The following is a 21,546-nucleotide window of genomic DNA, read 5'->3' as shown; positions in this document are numbered from 1 at the left end:
CCCTCTTCTATACTCGAACACATGTTCGATGCATCGGGGCTGCTGACTCGCATCACCAACGCGGCGCGCGCGGAGAACCAGGCCGCGGCGGCGCGTCTTGACGCGATCGGCGATCTGTTCAGGTTGCGGGTCGCCCAGCACGGCGAGCGCGCGCAGTGGGCGGCCGACACCAGTGACGCGGTTGCCGCCGAGGTCGCGGCGGCACTGCACACCAGCGTGGCGATGGGCCACAGCAACCTGCGTTACGCCCGCGCCATGCACGAACGGCTGCCCGCCGTCGCCGCCGTATTTCGCGACGGGGACATCGACTTTCGGCTGTTTCGCACTATCGCGTTCCGCACCGACCTGATCTCCGATGCCGAGGCGTTGGCCGTGGTGGATGCCCAGCTGGCGATCAAGGCGCCGCGCTGGCCGTCGATGACCAGCTGGAAGCTTGCGACGGAGGTTGATCGGATCGTCGCCAAGATCGATCGCGACGCGGTGCGCCGGTCGCGCGAGTACGCGGAGGACCGTTATTTCAAGGTGACGGCGATGGAGGCGGGTACGGCACTGCTCAACGGCACGGTGTTCGCGACGACGGGGCAGGCCCTCGATCGCCGGCTCGACGAACTGGCCAAGACGGTGTGCGACGACGATCCCCGCACGATCGAGCAGCTGCGCGCCGATGCGCTGGGTGCGCTGGCCGCCGGCCATGACCGGCTGACGTGCGGATGTGACCGCACCGATTGCCCGACGAGTTCTGCACCCCGGCAACCGAATTCGGTCGTGATCCACGTAGTCGCCGATAGCGCTACCGTCGACGGGTCCGGCACGGCTGCGGGATTTCTCTACGGCGACGGCATCATCCCGGCCGAGGTTGTCCGTGAGTTAGCGAAAACGGCCAAGCTGCAACCGATTACCGTAACAATGACCACAGAATCAGGATATACACCGTCTCGGGCGCTGACAGACTTCGTGCGGGCCCGCGATCTCACCTGCCGGGCACCTGGGTGCGACCGGCCAGCGACCGAGTGCGACATCGACCACACCGTGCCGTTTGGCGACGGCGGTGCCACTCACCCATCGAATCTCAAGTGTCTATGCCGAAAACATCACTTGCTCAAGACTTTTTGGGGCTGGCGCGACCAGCAACTGCCCGACGGCACCGTTATCTGGACCCTGCCCGATGGACACACTCGCGTCACCACACCCGGCAGTGCCCTGCTGTCCGGTGCGGATCCGCCACCGATCGTCGCGATGCCGGACACGCAGTGCGACAACCGCGAAACAATGATGCCGCTGCGGACCCACACTCGCGCGCAGAACCGCGCCGCCCGCATCGCCACCGAGCGCCAGCACAACCGCGCCGCCCGCGAAAAGCGCCGCGCCGCAGCAGTAGCCGTTCCACCCCCAGACGACGACGAGCCGCCGCCCTTCTAGCCGATCAGCACCGCGTACCGCGGCTTGATCACGTCGTCGATGAGCGCGAGCCGCTCGTCGAACGCAATGAACGCCGACTTCATCGCATTGATGGTGAACCGCTCGAGGTCGCTCCACCCGTAACCGAAAGCCTCTACCAGCCGGTGCATTTCGAGGCTCATCGTGGTGTCACTCATCAGCCTGTTGTCGGTGTTGACGGTCACCCGGAACCGGGCCCTGGCCAGCAGATCGAACGGGTGGTCGGCGATGCTCTTGACCGCGCCGGTCTGCACGTTCGAGCTCGGGCACAGCTCCAGCGGAATTCGCTTGTCACGCAGGATCGATGCCAGCCTGCCCAATTCGACACCGCCGCCCTCGACGACTTCGATATCGTCGACGATGCGCACGCCGTGGCCCAGCCGGTCGGCTCCGCAGAAGGCTATCGCCTCGTGAATGGACGGCAGACCGAACGCCTCACCGGCATGAATAGTGAAGCGCGCGTTATGGTCTCGCATATATTCGAATGCGTCCAGGTGTCGCGTCGGCGGATAGCCGGCCTCGGCACCGGCGATGTCGAAGCCGACAACTCCCTTGTCCCGGAATCGAATTGCCAGCTCGGCGATCTCTCTCGACATCGCGGCGTGGCGCATCGCGGTCACCAGAAGACGCATCACGATCGGACGGCCCGCCGCGGCGGCGGCCTTCTCGCCGGCGGCGAAGCCTTCCAGTACAGCATCGACGATCTCGTCGAAGGACAGCCCGCGGTTGATGTGTAGCTCTGGCGCGAAACGGATCTCGGCATACACGACGGAGTCTGCCGCCAGATCCTCCACACACTCGTAGCCGACCCGGAACAGCGCCTCGGGCGTCTGCATCACGGCCACGGTGTGCGAGAACGGCTCCAGGTAGCGCTCCAGTGAACCGCTGTGCGACCGAGTGCGAAACCAGGTCGCCAGCTCGTCGGCGTCGGTGGCGGGCAACTCGTCGTAGCCGATCTGGCCGGCGATGTCCAGCACGGTCGACGGGCGCAATCCCCCGTCGAGGTGATCGTGCAGCAGCGCCTTGGGCGCCTGCTGGATCTGCCGCAATTCCAGCGGGGCGCTCACGAGGCGATCCCGATGATCAGCGGTCGCGGCGGCGGTGCCGTGTCACCCACACTCCAGCCGCGGTCCAGCTCGGCCAGCGCGGCATCGAAGCGTTCGGGGGTGTCGGTGTACAGCGTGAACAACGGCTCACCGGCGGCAACGGGCTGGCCGGGGTGTCGATGGATCCGGACGCCGGCGCCGGGCTGCACCTGCCCACCCGGGCGGGATCGGCCCGCGCCGAGTCGCCAAGCTGCCAGTCCCACTGCCATAGCGTCGATGTTCCCCATTGTGCCGCTCCGCGTCGCGATCACGGTCTCCGAATGCGAACCGATTGGCAACGGCACGGACAAGTCGCCGCCCTGGGCCGCGACCAACCGGCGGAACCGGTCCATCGCGGTGCCGTCGCGCAGGGTCTGGGCCGGATCGCGGCCGTCGATCCCGGCCAGCTCCAGCATCTCGACGGCCAGCCGGATCGTCAGCTCCACGACATCGGGTGGTCCGCCGCCGGCCAGCACCTCGAGCGCCTCGGCGACCTCGAGCGCATTGCCGACCGTGGCACCCAGTGGGCTGTCCATATCGGTCAGCACCGCCCGCGTGGGCACACCGTGGGCCACACCCAGCCCGACCATGGTTTCGGCCAGTTCGCGGCATTGCGCCTCCGAGGTCAGGAACGCACCACCACCGACCTTCACGTCGAGCACCAGCGCGCCGATGCCCTCGGCCAGTTTCTTGCTCATGATCGAGCTGGCGATCAACGGCAGGGAGTCGACCGTGGCGGTGATGTCGCGCAGTGCGTAGATCTTCTTGTCGGCGGGCGCCAGTTCACCGGCGCCGAAGATCGCCGCGCCGATATCGCAGAGTTGTTGATGCACTTGATGTTTAGATATCGACGCGCTGAACCCGGTGATGGATTCCAGCTTGTCCAGGGTGCCGCCGGTATGGCCGAGCCCACGGCCGGAGACTTTGGGCACCGCACCACCACAGGCGGCGACGACGGGCACCAGCACGAGCGTGGTCTTGTCGCCGACCCCGCCGGTCGAATGCTTGTCGACGGTGGCCAGCGGTTTACCGCCGGACCGCAGATCGCTGAAATCCAGCCGGTCGCCCGACGCCAGCATCGCCGCTGTCCACCTGACGATCTCGCCATGGTCCATGCCACGCCAGAAGATCGCCATCAACAGCGCCGCCATCTGCTCCTCGGCAACGCGACCATCGGTATAGGCCGCGACGACCCAGTCGATCGCGGCATCGGACAACCGACCCCCGTCACGTTTGGTTCTGATGACCGTAGGCGCGTCGAATGCGAAGTCAGTCAAGGACGTTCCCGGGTGAGATCATCGGCATCGAACGGATCGGGCAGTAGCTCTTCGAGCCGGCGGGGGCCGGCCGGATGCGCGACCAGCAGGTCGCGTCCGCCGTGCTCCAGCAGGAGTTGGCGGCAGCGCCCGCAGGGCATCAACAGCGCTGCCTGTGAGTCAACGCACACCAGGGCAACCAACCGGCCGCCACCGGTCGTATGCAGGGCGGACACCACGCCGCATTCGGCACACAGACCAAGGCCATATGAGACATTCTCCACATTGCAGCCGGTGACCACGCGACCGTCGTCGACCAACGCGGCCGCACCCACCGGGAACTGCGAATACGGGGCATAAGCTCCCGTCGATGCCTGTATTGCTCTGTCCCGCAGCATATTCCAATCAATAGCAGGCATACCGCAACCCCAATCACCGATCGGCCGAGTCGAGAAAGCCACCCTAACCCTGGCACGAAAGCGCCGTTGAAGAACGATGTTGGCCGGTTCCGGACCCATCTCTGCCGGGCTAAGCTCGATTGCCCGGCTTTAGTTTCGCGGATGAACAAGGGAACTGGTTTGAGCACTGAGACCACCGAGCCATCACGCAAGCGGCGGCCACCACGGACCCTGTATCGGGGAGATCCGGGGATGTGGTCGTGGGTGCTGCATCGCATCACCGGCGCAACGATCTTCTTCTTCCTGTTCGTGCACGTCCTGGATACCGCCCTGGTCCGGGTGAGCCCGCAGACCTACAACGAAGTGGTCGCGACTTATAAGACGCCGATCGTCGGCCTGATGGAGCTCGGCTTGGTCGCCGCGGTGGGATTCCACGCACTCAACGGGATCCGCATCATCTTGATCGACTTCTGGGCCGAGGGTCCCCGCCACCAGAAGACGATGCTGTGGGTCGTCGCCGTCGTCTACCTGTTGGTCATGGTGCCCGCGGCAGTGGCCATCGGTGTCCACATGATGGAGCACTTCCGATGAGCAGCCCCGACCTTCAGCTCGGCCGGGGCGAGGTAGCGCCGGTCCTGCAGCGCAGCCACGATCGCCCGCCCAGCCTGGACAACCCGCGCTCACCCCGGCGGCGGTCTGGCATCCCCAACTTCGAGAAATTCGCCTGGCTGTTCATGCGGTTCTCCGGCGTCGCGCTGGTCTTCCTGGCGATCGGGCACCTGTTCATCATGCTGATGTGGGACAACGGCGTGTACCGCATCGACTTCAACTACGTGGCGCAGCGCTGGGCGTCGCCGTTCTGGCAGTTCTGGGACCTATCGCTGCTGTGGCTGGCGCAATTGCACGGCGGTAACGGCCTGCGCACCATCATCGACGACTACAGCCGCAAGAACAGCACCCGGTTCTGGCTGAACAGCCTGCTGCTGTTGTCGATGGGATTCACGTTGGTGCTGGGTACCTACGTGTTGATGACGTTCAACCCCGATGTCGGAGGCTAACCCGTGATCCAGCAACACCGATACGACGTGGTGATCGTCGGCGCGGGCGGTGCCGGGATGCGGGCAGCCGTCGAGGCCGGCCCCCAGGTGCGCACCGCGGTGCTGACCAAGCTGTACCCGACCCGTAGCCACACCGGCGCCGCCCAGGGCGGCATGTGCGCGGCACTGGCCAACGTCGAGGACGACAACTGGGAGTGGCATACCTTCGACACCGTCAAGGGCGGTGACTACCTCGCGGACCAGGACGCCGTCGAGATCATGTGCAAGGAAGCCATCGACGCGGTGCTCGACCTGGAGAAGATGGGGATGCCGTTCAACCGCACCCCCGAGGGCCGGATCGACCAGCGCCGCTTCGGCGGCCACACCCGTGATCACGGCAAGGCCCCGGTTCGGCGCGCCTGCTACGCCGCGGACCGCACCGGCCACATGATCCTGCAGACGCTCTACCAAAACTGCGTCAAGCACGACGTGCAGTTCTTCAACGAGTTCTACGCGCTCGACCTGGTGCTCACCCAGACGCCCAGCGGCCCGGTGGCCACCGGCGTCGTCGCCTATGAGCTGGCCACCGGTCGCATCCACGTCTTCCACGCCAAGGCCGTCGTGCTGGCGACCGGTGGCTCCGGGCGCATGTACAAGACCACCTCCAACGCGCACACGTTGACCGGCGACGGTATCGGCATCGTGTTCCGCAAGGGACTTCCGTTGGAGGACATGGAATTTCACCAGTTCCACCCGACCGGACTGGCCGGTCTGGGCATCCTGATCTCGGAGGCCGTGCGCGGCGAGGGCGGCCGGCTGCTCAACGGCGAGGGCGAACGCTTCATGGAGCGCTACGCCCCGACGATCGTGGACCTGGCCCCCCGCGACATCGTGGCCCGCTCGATGGTCCTGGAGGTCCTGGAGGGCCGTGGTGCCGGGCCGCATAAGGATTACGTGTACATCGACGTCCGCCACCTCGGCGAAGACGTGCTGGAATCCAAGCTGCCCGACATCACCGAGTTCGCCCGCACCTACCTGGGCGTCGACCCCGTCCACGAGCTCGTCCCCGTCTACCCCACCTGTCACTACGTGATGGGCGGCATCCCGACCACGGTCTCCGGACAAGTGTTGCGGGACAACACATCCACCGTCCCCGGCCTGTACGCGGCCGGTGAGTGCGCATGCGTCTCCGTGCACGGCGCCAATCGGCTGGGCACCAACTCGCTGCTGGACATCAACGTCTTCGGCCGCCGCGCCGGCATCGCCGCGGCCAGCTACGCTCGGGGCCACGACTTCGTCGACATGCCGCCGAATCCGGAGGCCATGGTCGTCGGCTGGGTGGCCGACATCCTGAGCGAGCACGGCAACGAACGCGTCGCCGACATCCGTGGCGCCCTGCAACAGACGATGGACAACAACGCCGCGGTGTTCCGCACCGAGGAAACACTCAAGCAGGCGCTCACCGACATCCACGCGCTCAAGGAGCGCTACTCGCGAATCAGCGTGCACGACAAGGGAAAACGATTCAACAGTGACTTGCTGGAAGCCATCGAGCTGGGCTTCCTGCTGGAGCTGGCCGAAGTCACCGTCGTCGGCGCCTTGAATCGCAAGGAGTCCCGCGGCGGACATGCCCGCGAGGACTATCCGAACCGGGACGACGTCAACTACATGCGCCACACCATGGCTTACAAGCAGGGCAGCGAGCTGTTGAGCGACATCGCGCTCGACTTCAAGCCCGTCGTGCAGACGCGCTACGAACCCAAGGAGCGGAAGTACTGATGTCTGAAGAGGTCGGGGAACCACCCCTGCCCGCCGTTCCGGACGGCGCCGTGATGGTGACTCTCAAGATCGCCCGGTTCAATCCCGACGATCCCGATGCGTTCGCGAAAACCGGTGGCTGGCAAAGCTTTCGGGTGCCGTGTCTGCCCAGCGACCGGCTACTCAACCTGCTGATCTACATCAAGGGCTACCTGGACGGCACGTTGACCTTCCGGCGATCCTGCGCCCACGGCGTCTGCGGATCCGACGCGATGCGGATCAACGGCGTGAACCGGCTGGCCTGCAAGGTGCTGATGCGCGACCTGCTGCCCAAGAGACCGGGCAAGTCCCTGACGATCACGGTCGAGCCGATCCGTGGTCTGCCGGTGGAGAAGGACCTGGTCGTCGACATGGAGCCGTTCTTCGACGCCTACCGGGCGGTGAAGCCGTACCTGATCACCAGCGGCAACCCGCCGACCCGCGAGCGCATCCAAAGCCCGACCGACCGCGCCCGCTACGACGACACCACCAAGTGCATCCTGTGCGCGTGCTGCACCACCAGCTGCCCGGTGTTCTGGAGCGAGGGCACCTACTTCGGCCCGGCCGCGATCGTCAACGCGCACCGGTTCATCTTCGACAGCCGCGACGAGGCCGCCGCTGAGCGCCTCGACATCCTCAACGAGGTCGACGGGGTGTGGCGCTGCCGCACCACGTTCAACTGCACGGAGTCCTGCCCGCGTGGAATTCAGGTCACCAAGGCGATCCAAGAGGTCAAGCGCGCGCTGATGTTCTCACGCTGAGCCCGGCGGTGTGGCACTCGGCGACCAGGTCGTCGACCACCGCCCGCCAGGCCGCTTCGTCGATGCACAGCCGGCTGGCGGTCAGCACCACGCGGTCGGGTTCGCCCGGCAGCAGCGAGACCGCGAACAACCGGCCGGTGTGCATGTCGAAACTGGCCAAATGCCGCGCAATGACGTCGGTGACGCTGCCGCCGGGTGGTTCCACCCCCCACGCCCAGCCGCCGCCCGGTCGGGTCATCCAGATCTTCAGTTTCGACTCGAACACGGTGCCCAGGTCGGGGTGAGCAGCGAAAACCGCGTCGACCGCGGCCCGGACGCGGGCCTGGTCCAGCCGCGGCTCGGCGACCAGCACCTCGCTGTGGGTGGCCGGCTCGATGTCTTCCAGGCGGGGCGGCTCGTCGAAATAGCAGTAAGTCATCACCCCACACTTGCCGGGGATCCTTATCGGATTCTTGGAAGAAGCTTGGTCACACTCCCCGAAGCTGCGTCGTCTTGAACGTATGACTCAGAAAACACGCATCCAGCCGCTACCACCCAAGAGCGCCGGCCTGATGACCCGCGCCATGTACCGGATCGCCAAGCGGCGCTATGGCCAGGTGCCCGAACCGTTCGCGGTGGCCGCGCATCATCGCCGGCTGATGGTCGCCGGCGCCGTGCACGAGACCCTGGTCGACCGGGCGTCCCGCACGCTACCGATCAGTGTCCGTGAGCTCGCCGTGTACTGGACCGCGCGCTCGATCGGGTGCTCGTGGTGCGTCGACTTCGGGTCCATGCTGCAGCGCCTGGACGGCCTCGACATCAAGCGGCTCAGGGAGATCGACGACTACGCCACCTCGGCGGCGTTCACCGACGACGAGCGCGCCGCGATCGCCTACGCCGACGCCATGACTACCGATCCGCACACCGTCACCGACGAGCAGGTGGCCGACCTGCGGGCGCGGTTCGGTGACGCCGGGGTGATCGAGCTGACCTATCAGATCGGCTTGGAGAACATGCGGGCGCGGGTGAACTCGGCGCTGGGCATCACCGAGCAGGGCTTCAATTCGGGTGATAGTTGCCGCGTTCCGTGGGCGACGGAAGGCGCAGCGGGGATCCGCTGAACTTGTCGGGATTAGCGACATCCCATAGGGCACAGACCTTTCCGTCGCGCACCGTCATCGCCATGATCCGGGGCATCATCTCGCGATACCCGTCGCCGGCGGGCACCCCCGCGGTGTAGCCGCCGAGTTCGCCATTGACCAACCCGAGCTGATACGTCGTGAACATCGCCGGGCCGTAGCGGTTGGCCAGGCCGAAGAAGAATCGCGCCACCTTGTCTGCCCCGTGGATGACGTTGATTGCGGTGGGCGCCTTGCCATTCGCGTCGCCGGTCAATGTCACGTCCGGATGCAGCAGCGCCACCACCGCTTCCAGGTCGCCGGAGGCCATCGCGGCCATCAGCTTGCCGACCACCTCGTTGTGCGATGGATCGGGTTCCGGCGGCGGCTGGCTCGCGACGGCCTTGCGGGCCCGCGAGGCCAGCTGCCGGGCGGCCGGCTCGTTGGTTCCCAGCACCTCGGCCACTTCGGCGAACGGCATCGAGAACCCGTCGTGCAACACAAAGGCGACCCGCTGATCCGGGGACAGCCGCTCCAGCACCACCATCGCCGCGAACCGGGCGTCCTCGCGCGCCACCACGGCAGCCAGCGGATCGGTGCCGTCAAAGCCGGTCACCACCGGCTCGGGCAGCCAGTTGCCGGTGTAGGTCTCGCGCCGGTGGGCGGCCGAGCGCAGCCGATCCAGTCCGAGCCGACTCACCACGGTCGTCAGCCAGGCGCGCAGGTCGGTGATCGTCGCGTCTTGTCCGTCCCAGCGCAGCCACGCTTCCTGGACGATGTCCTCCGCGTCGGCCACGGTGCCCGTCACCCGGTACGCAACCGCCATCAGATGGGGGCGCAGCGCTTCGAAATCGGTGACCTGCGTTGCGGTCATGTCCCGAGCCTATGCGCATCCTGACTACAACTGTGCGCGCACTGGCTGCCGGCGGCCCCGGTCCGGCAGCACAGTGGATTCATGACGGGGCGCTTGGAAGGCCGCTTGGAAGGCAAGGTCGCATTCATCACCGGTGCAGCGCGCGGGCAGGGCCGCGCGCACGCGCTGCGGTTCGCCGAGGAGGGCGCGGACATCATCGCCGTGGACATCTGCCGGCAGATCGACACCGTCGCTTATTCGCTGAGCTGTCCCGAGGATCTGGACGAGACGGTCAACCTGGTCGAGAAGACCGGTCGCCGCATCGTCGCCGAGCAGGCCGATGTGCGTGACTTCGAACGTCTTCAGTCGGTACTGGCGAACGGCGTGGCCGAGCTCGGTCGCCTGGACTTCGTCCTGGCCAATGCCGGCGTGGGGCCGGGCATCGGCCTCGCCGAGCCGACGATGGATTCCTACGTCGATGCGATCGACATCATGCTCAACGGCGTCTACTCCACGATCGAAGCGGCCTTGCCGCATCTGCTCGCGCACCAGGACGGCGGGGCGGTCGTCATCACCAGCTCGGCGGCGGGCTTCAAATCGATCGGGCGCGACTTCGACACCCGCAACCCGGGCCTGGCGGGCTACACCGCGGCCAAGCACGGGGTGATCGGCCTGATGCGTTATTACGCAACTACATTGGCGGAGAAAGAGATTCGAGTGAACTCCGTGCATCCGACCGGGGTGGGGACGCCGATGATCCACAACGAGATGATGGACAGGTTCCTCGAGCAGCACCCGACGCTCGCGTCAGCCTTCACGAATCTGCTGCCCGTTTCGGTGATCGACGCCGAGGATGTCTCGGAAGCGATGCTCTACCTGTGCGCCAAGTCCGGCCGCTACATCACCGGCACGACGCTGTCGGTGGATGCCGGAATATTGCTTAAGTGATCGCCGCCCGTGGCGTTACGCTCGCTGACAACATGACTGACAATCTTTGGCTGCACTTCGCCCGGCACGGCGCCGACATCACCGCGCCGATCATCACCCGCGGTGAGGGCGTCATGATCTACGACGACCGCGGCAAGAGCTATCTGGACGGGCTGTCCGGGCTGTTCACCGTGCAGGTCGGCCACGGCCGCACCGAACTGGCAGAGGTCGCGGCCCGGCAGGCGAGCACACTGGCGTTCTTTCCGTTGTGGGGGTACGCGACCCCGCCCGCGATCGAGCTGTCCGAGCGCCTGGCCCACTATGCCCCCGGCGATCTGAACCGGGTGTTCTTCACCACCGGCGGCACCGAGGCCGTCGAGACCGCGTGGAAAGTGGCCAAGCAGTATTTCAAGCTCACCGGCAAACCCGGGAAACACAAGGTGATTTCGCGCGCGATCGCCTACCACGGCACCACCCAGGGAGCGCTGGCGATCACCGGACTGCCGCGGTTCAAGGCACCGTTCGAACCGGTCACGCCGGGCGGCTTCCGGGTGCCCAACACCAACTTCTACCGGGCGCCCGAACCCTTTCGCACCGACGCAAAAGCATTCGGGCAGTGGGCCGCCGACCGGGTCGCCGAGGCGATCGAGTTCGAGGGACCCGACACTGTGGCCGCGGTGTTCCTCGAACCGGTGCAGAACGCCGGCGGCAGCATCCCCGCTCCCCCAGGCTATTTCGAGCGGGTCCGGGAGATTTGCGACGAGTACGACGTGCTGCTGGTCTCCGACGAGGTGATCTGCGCGTTCGGCCGGATCGGCTCGATGTTCGCCTGTGACGACGTCGGCTACGTTCCCGACATGATCACCTGCGCCAAGGGCATGACGTCGGGCTACTCACCGATCGGCGCGATGATCGCCAGCGAGCGGCTGTTCGAGCCGTTCAACGACGGCGAGACCATGTTCCCGCACGGGTATACCTTTGGCGGCCACCCGGTTTCGGCTGCCGTCGGCCTGGCCAACCTTGACATCTTCGAGCGCGAGGGCATCAACGACCACGTCAAGGCCAACGCGCCCGCCTTCCGCGCCACCCTGGAGAAGCTGTACGACCTGCCGATCGTGGGCGACGTACGCGGCGAGGGTTTCTTCTACGGCGTCGAGCTGGTCAAAGACAAGGCGACCAAACAGACCTTCACCGACACCGAACGCCGGGCGCTGCTGGGCCACGTGTCCAAAGCGCTGTTCGAGGCCGGATTGTATTGCCGCACCGACGATCGCGGCGATTCCGTCATCCAGTTGGCGCCGCCGCTGATCAGCGGTCAGGCCGAATTCGACACGATCGAATCGATCCTGCGCGGCGTGCTCAGCGATCCAGCGCGGCCCTAGCGGTGCCGGTGGCCATCACCAGCTGACGGGCGTGCGCCGCGCTCGGGTTGTTCACGAACCGCGACAGCGAATTGCACAGCCAGGCCAGCGCCGACCGCGCCTCGGGATCGCCGGTGGCGTCGCGATGCATCTCCAACTCGGCCAACACCTGGTCAAGTCCGGTCCGCCGTACCTGGGTCGACTTCTCCACCTGTTTGAACAGCTGCTCCAGCGATCGCGGCGAGCTGCCGGATCCGTTGGTGCCCGCGCGGCGCCGCCACTTCGACCACAATCGCTCGCTTGGAATGGCGCACCCTTTTCGACGGCTGATGGCTGACGGCTGTCGGCCCCTGCCAGCGTAGTGGGTTGCCGGAGCCTGCGCCGCACGGATGAACTTGTCACATCAGCCTCAGCAGTCACAGCGCGGCTCCCGGCAATCGGGCGCCCCATCGCCTAGTCTGCACACCAATGCCCCGCTCAAAAGCTCGCCTACGTTCTGCATCCTGCCTGGTTGCGGCGGTTTTCATGACCGCTGCCCCGGCCGCTTCGGGCATGCCCACCGCGCTCGCGGAGCCGAGCCCCGGCGCCAACGCCGGGGCTCCCAGCTGCCCGTACAAGGTGAATACTCCACCCGCGGTGGACTCGTCGGAGGTGCCGCAGGCCGGCGATCCGCCGATGCCGTTGGCGGTGCCCGCCAAGCCGGTCGGCGGCGAGGCCCTGTCCGGCTGCGGCATCGTCACCGCGCCAGACACCCCGGCGCTGCCGACCGACGTCTCCGCCGACGCCTGGCTGGTCGCGGATCTGGACAGCGGCGCGGTGATCGCGGCCAAGGATCCGCATGGCCGCCACCGCCCGGCCAGCATCATCAAGGTGCTGGTCGCGATGGCCTCACTGAACGCGCTGCCCCTCAACAAGTCGGTGACCGGAACGGCCGACGACGCCTCCGCCGAAGGCACCAAGGTCGGCGTGGACGACGGCGGCGTGTACACCGTCAACCAGCTGCTGCACGGGCTGCTGATGCACTCCGGCAACGACGCGGCACACGCGCTGGCCATGCAGCTGGGCGGAATGCAGCAGGCGGTGGAGAAGATCAACGTGCTGGCCGCCAAGCTCGGCGGCCAGGACACCCGGGTGGCGACACCGTCGGGACTGGACGGGCCGGGCATGAGCACCTCGGCCTACGACATCGGCCTGTTCTACCGGTACGCCTGGCAGAACCCGACTTTCGCCGACATCGTCGCGACGAAGACCTTCGACTTCCCCGGTCACGGCGACCACCCCGGCTATGAGCTGGAAAACGACAACCAGCTGCTCTACAAATATCCGGGCGCGCTCGGCGGCAAGACCGGCTACACCGACGATGCCGGCCAGACGTTCGTCGGCGCGGCCAACCACGACGGCCGACGGCTGGTGGCGATATTGCTGCACGGCACCCGGCAGCCGATCGCGCCCTGGGAGCAGGCGGCGCATCTGCTCGACTACGGCTTCGCCACGGCGCAGGGCACCCAGGTCGGCGCCCTGATCGCACCCGACCCGTCGCTGGCGCCCAAGCAAGAGCCCGCAGCGGATCGGCTTGGGGCCGGGTCCCAGGCGGCGGGGCTACTGCCCTCGGCCGACGCGTTGCCGGTGCGGGTGGGTGTGGGCATCATCGGGGCGATCGTCGTGTTCTCGTTGATCATGGTCGCGCGCTCGATGAACCGCCGGCCGCAGCACTGAACGCCATCGTGACGCTCGCCGGAACCGGCATCACCCCAACATTGTGGCGGCCACCGAAGGTCACGCTCCGGTAACCGGTTGTTGCCACCGGACGCCGCTCACGTCGGTGAGGGAAAGTGTGTAGCCCCGACTCCTGTCAATAGCTGCGGCCCCGGTGTTGATGGAGATCCGCGCTTTGCCTCCCAACGGTATGACCAGGCCACACGTCCCCGGTTTCACCTCTGCCACGTTGTAATTCACGATGTCGCTCTTGGGGAGTTGGCTCAGCTGCGGACCCGCGACCTTGAAAATGGTCGTATCGTTATCGAGTAGAGCAACACTGACCAGGAATGAGCCATAGACATCCACGCCTTCGGTCCGATAGACCGTAAACCGCAAACCGCCGCGCGTGATCCTGGCATCCGAGATTTTGACGACAGGTTTGACCGATTTGTTATGCAGGGGCCCATAGACACCGCCATGAAAGTACTGGTTGGTCGCCAGCGTTGCTGAAAGCACCGCGGCCGTCGCGATGACGATCACGGGCTTTCTGACCTTCAATTCACCCGAAGCCAGCCATGTGAAATGTTTGCTCCGTGTGAAGCTCAAGCCCTTGCGCCTGAGCAGAGCATCGACTGAGTACTCGCCGCCTCCGCTGAGCAGGAACGCGGCCCCCGAGGCGATACCTAGAATTCCGATCTGCCATTCGTCGAGACAGGTGGTACCCAGCCAACCCGCGCCAAGCAGAATGCCGAGGGCCAGCAGCATGGCAATCGCACCCATGGTCCGGGTAAATATCCCGAGCATCAGAAACAATCCGACGAGCGCTTCCACCATTGTGAAGGCAATCATGGACCATTTCAGGAGATCCGGGTGCATCACCAGGTAGCTTATGATCGGTTTGATGCCCAGTGCGTTGGGAAGGAAATTGTTGAACTTCTCTCCGACATATCCGGGGCTGCTGGCGTCCAACTTGTCAGCGAGAACTACCCTGCGCCAAAATGCAGAAAAATAGGTCCACCCGACAACCAGTCGGAGCGGAAAGAGAATGAGCGCAGCCGACGAGCCTTGGGTGCCGGGCTCAGTAGTGAGATCCTGATTTCGCATTGAAAATACCATCCTTAAAAAAATCGGAATGATTATGACAGTGGATGGCCGAAGGAATTGGCGAGCACTATCCGCAGCTGCGGGGAGCGGAATTCACTCCGGCGGTGGGCTATTCCTCAGCGCCGGAGTGAGCAGAGCAAATGAAGGCGAGCGCGTCCGCTGAAAATATGAGGAGGTGCCCTCGCGTTGCCTGCGGAGACGTCGATCCCCTGGGCAAAACCGACCGCGGGCGTGCTGGGTGAGTCGTCAGTACCAGTAGGCGAACCATTGGCAACGAGAGTGAAATCGCTGCTGCGGCAAAGCTCGCCGGGGGCAGCCTTATGCCGCATCGACGCGGCGCGCGAGTGGTCAACCGGCTGCTCACCGGCGGGGGGCGCCGCCTGTGCAGATTCCTGGTGTACCGCAACGATGGCAGTCAAAGCCTCGAGTGTGCGCGGGCAATGCGTGAGAGCAAGCGGCGCGAGAAGAACGATCACAGCGACTGCTGCCCACCGCTTGCCTCGAAGTCGGTTGCGCCGCGTGGTCTCGAGGGCTCTCGGTGCGCGGCGCACGCGATCAACATAGCACCGGGCGCGGCGGGATGCGGGGCTCACCGAGAAACCACCTAACGATTAGCTGAAACCCAGGATGCGCCAATTCCATCGGCGGTAGCGTCTACATCGCTGACGCGCGAGTTATCGGATTTGCAATGCACGCCGAAAACTGGCGGAGGATATGCGTTCGCGCCGGTGACAGACGAGGGCGAAGATGAATTCGGTTACCACAGTGGTGAAACGAATGTGGTTGCTGCTGGCCGTAATTGCGATTGCCGGTGTCGCGGCGCTCGGAATCTATCGCCTCCATAGCATGTTCGGCGTTCACGGACATCCCGTTGTCAGGGTCAAGGCCGATCTCGACGAACCGGTGTTCGACCCGAAACAAGTCACCTATGAAGTCTTCGGCCCCGCCCCGACCGCAAAGATCGCGTACCTGGATCCCGACGCACGCGTGCAACGTCTGGAAAATATTCCGCTGCCGTGGTCGCAAACGGTGTCGACGACACTGACTTCGGTCACCGTCAACCTTTTGGCGCAAAGCAGCGGCGGCGTCATCGGCTGCCGAATCAAGGTGAACGGCACGACCAAGGACGAGCGATCCGAAACCGGACCGAAAGCGTTGACCTTCTGCCAGGTGAATGCCGGATGAGCCAAACAGCCGCCGCACCCGCCTCCAATCCCCCACTGTTGCCAAAGATCATCCGCCGATTCGCGGTGCCGATCGTCCTGATCTGGCTCGGGCTCACGGCCGTGCTCAATCTCGCCATCCCGCAGCTGGAAGCGGTCGGCAAGGCGCATTCGGTTTCGATGAGCCCCAAGGGCGGCGCTTCGATTCAGGCACTCAAGCGGGTGGGACAGGTATTCGGAGAATCCGGTACCGACAACGCCGCCACGATCGTGCTGGAAAGCGACAAGCCACTCGGCGACGAGGCGCACCGTTTCTATAGCGAGCTGTTGCGCCGCCTTTCGGCCGATACCCAGCACGTCGCGCACATCCAGGACTTCTGGAGTGACCCGCTGACGGCGGGGGGATCGCAAAGTGCCGACGACAAAGCCGCGTATGTGGTGGTCTACCTTGCCGGCAAGAGTGAAACGGCGGCATACAACTCGGTCCACGCCGTACGCCACATCGTCGACACCACGCCGGCGCCACGCGGACTCAAGGCGTATGTAACCGGCTCGATGGGGCTGATCGCCGATCAGTCCGAGGCCGGCGATAAAAGTATCGCCAGGGTCACCCTGATCACCGGGGTGGTGATCGCGGCGATGCTGCTCTTCATCTACCGGTCCTTCGTCACGATGATCCTCGTCGTGGCCATGGTCGGGATCGAGCTCGGGGCGATTCGCGGCATCGTCAGTTTTCTGGTTGATCGCGGCGTTTTCGGCCTTTCGGCCTTCGCGGTCAACTTGCTCACGCTGCTGGCCATCGCCGCCAGCACGGATTACGCGATATTCCTGCTCGGCCGCTACCACGAGGCCCGCTACGCGGGTAAGGACCGAGAAGCCGCGTACTTCGCCATGTTTGACGGAACCGCCCACGTGATTCTGGGCTCCGGGCTGACCATCGCCGGCGCCATGTGTTGCCTCAGCTTTGCCCGGTTGCCGTACTTCAAGTCGCTCGGGCCACCCTGTGCGGTCGGCATGTTGGTCGCGGTCCTCGCCGCGCTCACGCTCGGGCCGGCGGTGCTGACCGTCGCCAGCTTCTTCAAGTTCTTCGAACCCAAGCGCAGGATGGCCACGCGGCGCTGGCGGCGGGTGGGAACCGCGATCGTTCGCTGGCCCGGCCCGGTGCTCGCGGCGACCTGCGCGGTGGCATTCGTCGGGCTGCTGGCCTTACCGAATTACCGGACGACCTACGATCTGCGCAGATTCGTGCCGGCCAGCATGCCGGCCGTCGTCGGGGATGCGGCCGCGGGCCGGCACTTTTCCCAGTCCTGGCTCAACCCCGATGTGCTTTTGATCGAATCCGATCATGACATGCGCGATCCGGTGGACATGCTGATCCTGGACAAGGTCGCGAAAGCCATTTTTCACAGCCCCGGAATCTCACAGGTGAAATCGATAACCCGGCCGCTGGGAACGTCTCTCAAACACACGTCGATTCCGTTCATCATGAGCATGCAGGGCGTCTCACAGGCCGAAAACATGCAATTCATGAAGGACCGCCTGGACGACATGGTGATCCAAGCGCAGGCGATGACGGTATCCATCGACACGATGAAGCACATGTATCAGCTCATGGGCGAAATCGTCGACAACACGGTCGATATGGATCACCTCACGCACGATATGTCGAACACCACCGACACAATACGAGATCATCTTGCGGACTTGTCGGACTTCCTGCGACCGATCGGCAGCTATTTCTATTGGGAGAAGCACTGTTTCGATATTCCGGCCTGCTGGGCGGTCAGATCGATATTCGAAACGTTCGACAACATCGATCAGCTGAGCGAGAAATTGGAGTCGCTCGTCAAGGATATGGACGTCCTGATCCGGCTCTTACCGGAGATGCGCGCGCAGATGCTGCCGATGATTTCGACGATGACGATCATGCGCGACATGCTGGTCGTCTGGCACGGCACACTGCTGTCTTTCTACAAGGAGCAGGAGATGAACACCAAAGACCCGGGTGCCATGGGCCGGGTCTTCGACGCCGCCCAGGTCGACGATTCGTTCTATCTCCCGCAGTCGGCCTTTGAGAATCCGGATTTCAAGCGGGGCCTGAAGATGTTCCTGTCACCGGACGGCAAGGCGGCCCGCTTCATCATCGCGATGGACGGAGATCCGTCGACGCCCGAAGGCATCTCCCGTGTCGAGCCGATCCAGCTGGCGGCCAAGGAGGCCATCAAGGGGACTCCGATGCAGGGCGCGGCCATCTCGATGGGCGGCACCGCCTCGACGTATCGGGACATTCAAGAGGGCGCCTTTTACGATCTGCTCATTGCGGGAGTCGCCGCGATCAGCCTGATCTTGATCATCATGATGATCGTGACCCGCAGCGTGATCGCTGCCGCTGTCATCGTCGGCACCGTGCTGGTGTCCCTGGGCTCCTCCTTCGGCCTGTCCGTGCTGCTCTGGCAGGACATCCTCGGCGTCGACTTGTACTGGCTGGTGCTGGCGATGTCGGTGATCCTGCTGCTGGCCGTCGGATCGGACTACAACCTGCTGCTGATCTCACGACTGAAAGAGGAAATCGGCGCCGGCCTGAAGACGGGAATCATCCGCGCCATGGCCGGCACCGGCGGCGTCGTCACCGCCGCCGGCATGGTATTCGCCGTCACCATGTCGCTATTCGTCTTCAGCGATCTCCGCGTCATCGGCCAAATCGGCACCACCATCGGCCTGGGCCTGGTGTTCGACACCCTGATCGTGCGCTCGTTCATGACACCGTCGATCGCCGCACTACTCGGACGCTGGTTCTGGTGGCCCCAACAAGTCCGCCCCCGCCCGGCCAGCCGCATGCTCAGATCATCCGGGCCCCGCCGCTTGGTACGTGCCCTGTTGCTGCCGCCCGCCGAAAAGGCACCGGAGACAGCGCGACCCTAGGCGGCGTGCGCTCGCCGCGGTGCGCCCAAGGACACCACGGCGGCGATGACGGACAGAATCAGCACCACGACGACGGGCCAGATGGTGGTGTGCTTCTGGGCGATGCCACCCAGCGCCCCGCCCAGCACGGTGGACACGACAGCAACCAGCGTCGAGCAAAAGCCGATCAGTGTGCCGCGGTGCTGTTCTGCGGCGAGCACGCTGATCCACGAGATCCCGGCAGCGACGACAGCCCCGGTGGCTACCGTTGCCAGCAGGAACACCGAGCCGTACGCCCAGATGTGTTGCCACAGGCCGCACGACTCGGCCACGATGCACAGCGCCGCGGCCAACGCGCTGACCAGGGCACTGCCCACCAGCATGCCGCGCACTCCGAAACGCCGGTGCACCCTGCTCCACAGCGGCGAACCGAGAACGAGTCCGATGCTGGTAACGATCACCAGTACGTGCAAACCACCGCCCTGATGGGCAGTGCGCAACGCATAGAAAGTGGTGCCCAGGGCGACAGGAGCGAACAGCAGAGACGTGATCACATACCGGCGAAACCACGGCTCGGAACGGGCTACCGCGAAGCCCAGCCGGTAGGTCTCCCGAAATGACATCCGGGTGCTCGCCGATACGGCCCGTACCGGGCCGAGGAACAACGCCGCGAGGCCGGAGGCGGCCAGTCCGGCTGCACCCAGCCAGAGCAGACCGCGGTGATACGCCATCGTGTCGCCATGGCCCAGCATCGGCACGACGAACAGCGTGAGGACGACGGCCAGCACCGATCCGATGGCCCCCTTGACCAGCAGCAGCTCGCCCCGCCGAAACTCGGACAGCTTGCTGGAAATCAGGTCGAGGTAGGCGACGCGAGAAACCGCGACGACGACTCCCCCACCCGCGGACACCAACACAAACACCGCCGCGGCGAAAACACCGGTCCAGGGGACGACGGCGTCACAGACAATCAGTGCGGCCGAGATCGCCGCCGATACCGCCAACAGCAGGTGCCGCATCTGGCCGGCTCGCTGCAGGGCCGCCGGTGACAACGAATGTCCCGCGATAGAGCCGATGCTGTACGCCGGAAACAGCATCGCCGCCGCCCAGGTGAGGCCGTGGTGCGCGGCAATGAACGGCAACACCACAGCGCCGTTGCTGAGCTGCATCCCGGCGGTGTGAATCGTGCCCTGGGAGAGCAGTCTCCAGAACGGGTTCGTTTGTGCCGAGAAGGCAGGCGCCAACGGTACGCCCATGGCTGGTGACAGTACCGGGCACTGAACTGGCAGAACCATCCTTTGATCGGATGCATGCAGCGCATTGAGGGCGCAACGCTAGGCGGCCTGCAGGCTCACCGCCGGTGAGACGGCCGGAAAGGACCGGCGAACGGGAGTGACCGCCCGCCGTGTTTCCGACGGCGGAGCGCCCAGCGAAGCCAGTGCGGCGCCGATGGCCAGGATCAGCACCACGACGTCGGGCCAGATGGTGGAGTGGTTCTGCGCGAGGTTCCCGAGCACCGCCGCCAGTGCCATGGTTTCGACGGCAACCAGCGTCGAGCTGAACGCGATCAGGGTCCCGCGGTGCGACTCATCGGCGACCACGCTGATCCACGAAATCGCCGCGGCGAAGACGGCCTGGGCGGCCACCGTCGCCATCAAGAACACCGTGCCGTACGCCCAGATGTGGGTCCATTGGCCGCAGACTTCGGCCGTCAGGGTCAGCGTGGCGGCGGCGACGCTGAGCAGCGCGCTGCCCAGCATCATCCCGCGCACTCCGAACAGGCGGTACACCTTGCGCCACAGCGGCGACCCGAAAACCAGTCCGATGCTGGACAGGATCACCAGCACATGCAGGCTGCGACTGTGGTGAGCGGTGCGCAGCGCATAGAAGGTGGTGCCCAGGGTGACCGGGCCGAACAACAGGCAGGCGACCATGTACCGGCCAAACCACGGCTGGGACCGGGCGACCGCGAAACCCTCCCGGTAGGTGTCCCGCATCGACATCCGGGTGGTGGTAGACGTGGACCGCGACTGGCCGACGAACAGCGCCGCGACGGCCGAACCGGCCAGCCCGACCGCACCCAGCCACAACAGATCGCGTCGATACGCCATCTCGTTGCCGTGGGCCAGCAGCGGCACGACGAAAAGCGTGACGACGGTGGCCAGCACCGACCCGATGGCACTCTGGTACAGGAACAGCTCACCGCGCCGCGCGCCGGATAGCTTGCTGGAGACCATGTCGGGGTAGGCGACGCCGGCGATTCCGAGCAGCACTCCCGCGAGCACGCAGGTCAGCAGAAACACCACCGCGGTGGTGGCGCCGCGCCACGGAATCAGGGCGTCGCACAGGGTCAGCGCGGCCACGCTGGCCGCGATCACGGCCAGCAGCCGGTGCCGCATCTGGCCCACTCGCTGCAGCACCAGTGGCGACACCGAGTTTCCGACGATGTCGCCGAAGCTGAAGGCCGGAAAGAGCAGCGCCGCCACCCAGGTCAGGCCCTGGTGCGCGCAGATCAACGGCAGTATCACGGTGCCGTTGCTGAGTTGCATGCCTGCGGTGTAAAAGGTGCCCTGGGAAAGCAGCCGCCCGAACACGCGCGGCTGAGCCACGGGGGCGGGAACCAGGGTGACGGGCATAACAACAGAATCTAAGGTTGGTCAAGAATCAATAA

At 65.3% G+C, this 21,546-nt stretch carries 18 protein-coding genes and 2 pseudogenes; 11 read left to right on the top strand and 9 right to left on the bottom strand.

The window, feature by feature from the left end:
* Window positions 1-21: 21 nt before the first annotated feature.
* Window positions 22-1,419: an HNH endonuclease signature motif containing protein gene (locus tag AC5Y5O_RS22460; RefSeq protein WP_500027522.1), complete on the top strand. Its 1,398-nt coding sequence runs from the start codon at window positions 22-24 to the stop codon at window positions 1,417-1,419.
* Here AC5Y5O_RS22460 and AC5Y5O_RS22455 read toward each other — a convergent pair.
* Genes AC5Y5O_RS22455 through AC5Y5O_RS22445 form a run of 3 tightly spaced genes read right to left on the bottom strand, consistent with a single transcriptional unit; the run spans window position 1,416 to window position 4,197 of the window.
* Complete coding sequence (locus tag AC5Y5O_RS22455) at window positions 1,416-2,504, bottom strand: adenosine deaminase (RefSeq protein WP_500027520.1); 1,089 nt, start codon at window positions 2,502-2,504, stop codon at window positions 1,416-1,418. The two genes, AC5Y5O_RS22460 and AC5Y5O_RS22455, sit on opposite strands and share 4 nt — an antisense overlap.
* Entirely contained in the window at window positions 2,501-3,799 is a 1,299-nt protein-coding gene (locus AC5Y5O_RS22450) for a thymidine phosphorylase (protein ID WP_096285117.1), read from the bottom strand. The genes AC5Y5O_RS22455 and AC5Y5O_RS22450 overlap by 4 nt, the downstream gene beginning before the upstream one ends.
* Window positions 3,796-4,197 (bottom strand): cytidine deaminase, encoded by a 402-nt coding sequence (locus AC5Y5O_RS22445; protein ID WP_096285115.1) that lies wholly within the window; start codon window positions 4,195-4,197, stop codon window positions 3,796-3,798. The genes AC5Y5O_RS22450 and AC5Y5O_RS22445 overlap by 4 nt, the downstream gene beginning before the upstream one ends.
* A gap of 231 nt (window positions 4,198-4,428) precedes the next feature.
* Between AC5Y5O_RS22445 and sdhC the strand changes: the two genes are divergently transcribed.
* Genes sdhC through AC5Y5O_RS22425 form a run of 4 tightly spaced genes read left to right on the top strand, consistent with a single transcriptional unit; the run spans window position 4,429 to window position 7,771 of the window.
* The gene (sdhC, locus tag AC5Y5O_RS22440) at window positions 4,429-4,767 is read left to right on the top strand and encodes a succinate dehydrogenase, cytochrome b556 subunit (RefSeq protein WP_243393927.1); all 339 of its coding nucleotides are present in this window, start codon (window positions 4,429-4,431) and stop codon (window positions 4,765-4,767) included.
* Window positions 4,764-5,234 (top strand): succinate dehydrogenase hydrophobic membrane anchor subunit, encoded by a 471-nt coding sequence (locus AC5Y5O_RS22435; RefSeq protein WP_096285111.1) that lies wholly within the window; start codon window positions 4,764-4,766, stop codon window positions 5,232-5,234. Before sdhC ends, AC5Y5O_RS22435 begins: the two co-directional genes overlap by 4 nt.
* Before the next feature lie 3 nt (window positions 5,235-5,237).
* Window positions 5,238-6,992 carry a succinate dehydrogenase flavoprotein subunit gene (gene sdhA, locus AC5Y5O_RS22430; protein WP_096285109.1) on the top strand — a complete coding sequence of 585 codons (1,755 nt, stop codon included), beginning with the start codon at window positions 5,238-5,240 and terminating at the stop codon, window positions 6,990-6,992.
* The gene (locus tag AC5Y5O_RS22425) at window positions 6,992-7,771 is read left to right on the top strand and encodes a succinate dehydrogenase iron-sulfur subunit (RefSeq protein ID WP_096285107.1); all 780 of its coding nucleotides are present in this window, start codon (window positions 6,992-6,994) and stop codon (window positions 7,769-7,771) included. The genes sdhA and AC5Y5O_RS22425 overlap by 1 nt, the downstream gene beginning before the upstream one ends.
* Here AC5Y5O_RS22425 and AC5Y5O_RS22420 read toward each other — a convergent pair.
* On the bottom strand, window positions 7,743-8,189 hold the full coding sequence (locus AC5Y5O_RS22420; protein WP_342929683.1) for a condensation domain-containing protein: 447 nt from the start codon (window positions 8,187-8,189) through the stop codon (window positions 7,743-7,745). The two genes, AC5Y5O_RS22425 and AC5Y5O_RS22420, sit on opposite strands and share 29 nt — an antisense overlap.
* Window positions 8,190-8,259: 70 nt before the next feature.
* Between AC5Y5O_RS22420 and AC5Y5O_RS22415 the strand changes: the two are divergent.
* Window positions 8,260-8,871 (top strand): annotated as a pseudogene (locus AC5Y5O_RS22415) (carboxymuconolactone decarboxylase family protein); the annotation flags it as partial.
* Here AC5Y5O_RS22415 and AC5Y5O_RS22410 read toward each other — a convergent pair.
* Window positions 8,810-9,742: a sigma-70 family RNA polymerase sigma factor gene (locus tag AC5Y5O_RS22410; RefSeq protein WP_096285101.1), complete on the bottom strand. Its 933-nt coding sequence runs from the start codon at window positions 9,740-9,742 to the stop codon at window positions 8,810-8,812. The pseudogene AC5Y5O_RS22415 and the gene AC5Y5O_RS22410 sit on opposite strands and share 62 nt — an antisense overlap.
* 81 nt (window positions 9,743-9,823) lie before the next feature.
* Here AC5Y5O_RS22410 and AC5Y5O_RS22405 point away from each other — a divergent pair, with 81 nt between their 5' ends.
* Window positions 9,824-10,669 (top strand): mycofactocin-coupled SDR family oxidoreductase, encoded by an 846-nt coding sequence (locus AC5Y5O_RS22405; RefSeq protein WP_096285099.1) that lies wholly within the window; start codon window positions 9,824-9,826, stop codon window positions 10,667-10,669.
* A 32-nt stretch (window positions 10,670-10,701) separates the two neighbouring features.
* Window positions 10,702-12,030 (top strand): aspartate aminotransferase family protein, encoded by a 1,329-nt coding sequence (locus AC5Y5O_RS22400; protein ID WP_096290902.1) that lies wholly within the window; start codon window positions 10,702-10,704, stop codon window positions 12,028-12,030.
* On the opposite strand, the gene AC5Y5O_RS22395 is transcribed toward AC5Y5O_RS22400, so the two are convergent.
* Complete coding sequence (locus tag AC5Y5O_RS22395; RefSeq protein ID WP_096285097.1) at window positions 12,008-12,301, bottom strand: hypothetical protein; 294 nt, start codon at window positions 12,299-12,301, stop codon at window positions 12,008-12,010. The genes AC5Y5O_RS22400 and AC5Y5O_RS22395 overlap by 23 nt on opposite strands.
* Window positions 12,302-12,477: 176 nt before the next feature.
* Here AC5Y5O_RS22395 and dacB1 point away from each other — a divergent pair, with 176 nt between their 5' ends.
* On the top strand, window positions 12,478-13,725 hold the full coding sequence (gene dacB1, locus AC5Y5O_RS22390; protein WP_096285095.1) for a D-alanyl-D-alanine carboxypeptidase DacB1: 1,248 nt from the start codon (window positions 12,478-12,480) through the stop codon (window positions 13,723-13,725).
* A gap of 60 nt (window positions 13,726-13,785) precedes the next feature.
* On the opposite strand, the gene AC5Y5O_RS22385 is transcribed toward dacB1, so the two are convergent.
* Window positions 13,786-14,811, bottom strand: a complete 1,026-nt coding sequence (locus AC5Y5O_RS22385; protein ID WP_096285093.1) for a TQO small subunit DoxD — start codon at window positions 14,809-14,811, stop codon at window positions 13,786-13,788.
* A 747-nt stretch (window positions 14,812-15,558) separates the two neighbouring features.
* Here AC5Y5O_RS22385 and AC5Y5O_RS22380 point away from each other — a divergent pair.
* Together AC5Y5O_RS22380 and AC5Y5O_RS22375 are read left to right on the top strand one after the other, a co-directional pair.
* Window positions 15,559-15,996, top strand: coding sequence for an MmpS family transport accessory protein (locus AC5Y5O_RS22380; protein WP_500027511.1), 438 nt, complete (start codon window positions 15,559-15,561; stop codon window positions 15,994-15,996).
* Complete coding sequence (locus AC5Y5O_RS22375) at window positions 15,993-18,896, top strand: MMPL/RND family transporter (RefSeq protein ID WP_500027508.1); 2,904 nt, start codon at window positions 15,993-15,995, stop codon at window positions 18,894-18,896. Before AC5Y5O_RS22380 ends, AC5Y5O_RS22375 begins: the two co-directional genes overlap by 4 nt.
* 11 nt (window positions 18,897-18,907) lie before the next feature.
* On the opposite strand, the pseudogene AC5Y5O_RS22370 reads toward AC5Y5O_RS22375, so the two are convergent.
* Together AC5Y5O_RS22370 and AC5Y5O_RS22365 are read right to left on the bottom strand one after the other, a co-directional pair.
* Window positions 18,908-20,131 (bottom strand): annotated as a pseudogene (locus tag AC5Y5O_RS22370) (MFS transporter); the annotation flags it as partial.
* Between the two features lie 78 nt (window positions 20,132-20,209).
* Window positions 20,210-21,511 (bottom strand): MFS transporter, encoded by a 1,302-nt coding sequence (locus AC5Y5O_RS22365; RefSeq protein WP_500027506.1) that lies wholly within the window; start codon window positions 21,509-21,511, stop codon window positions 20,210-20,212.
* Window positions 21,512-21,546: the final 35 nt, after the last annotated feature.

Source organism: Mycobacterium sp. NGS40, assembly GCF_059812735.1.
The sequence above is the reverse complement of the archived record's forward strand: the minus strand, read 5'-3'. Positions and strand labels throughout refer to the sequence as shown.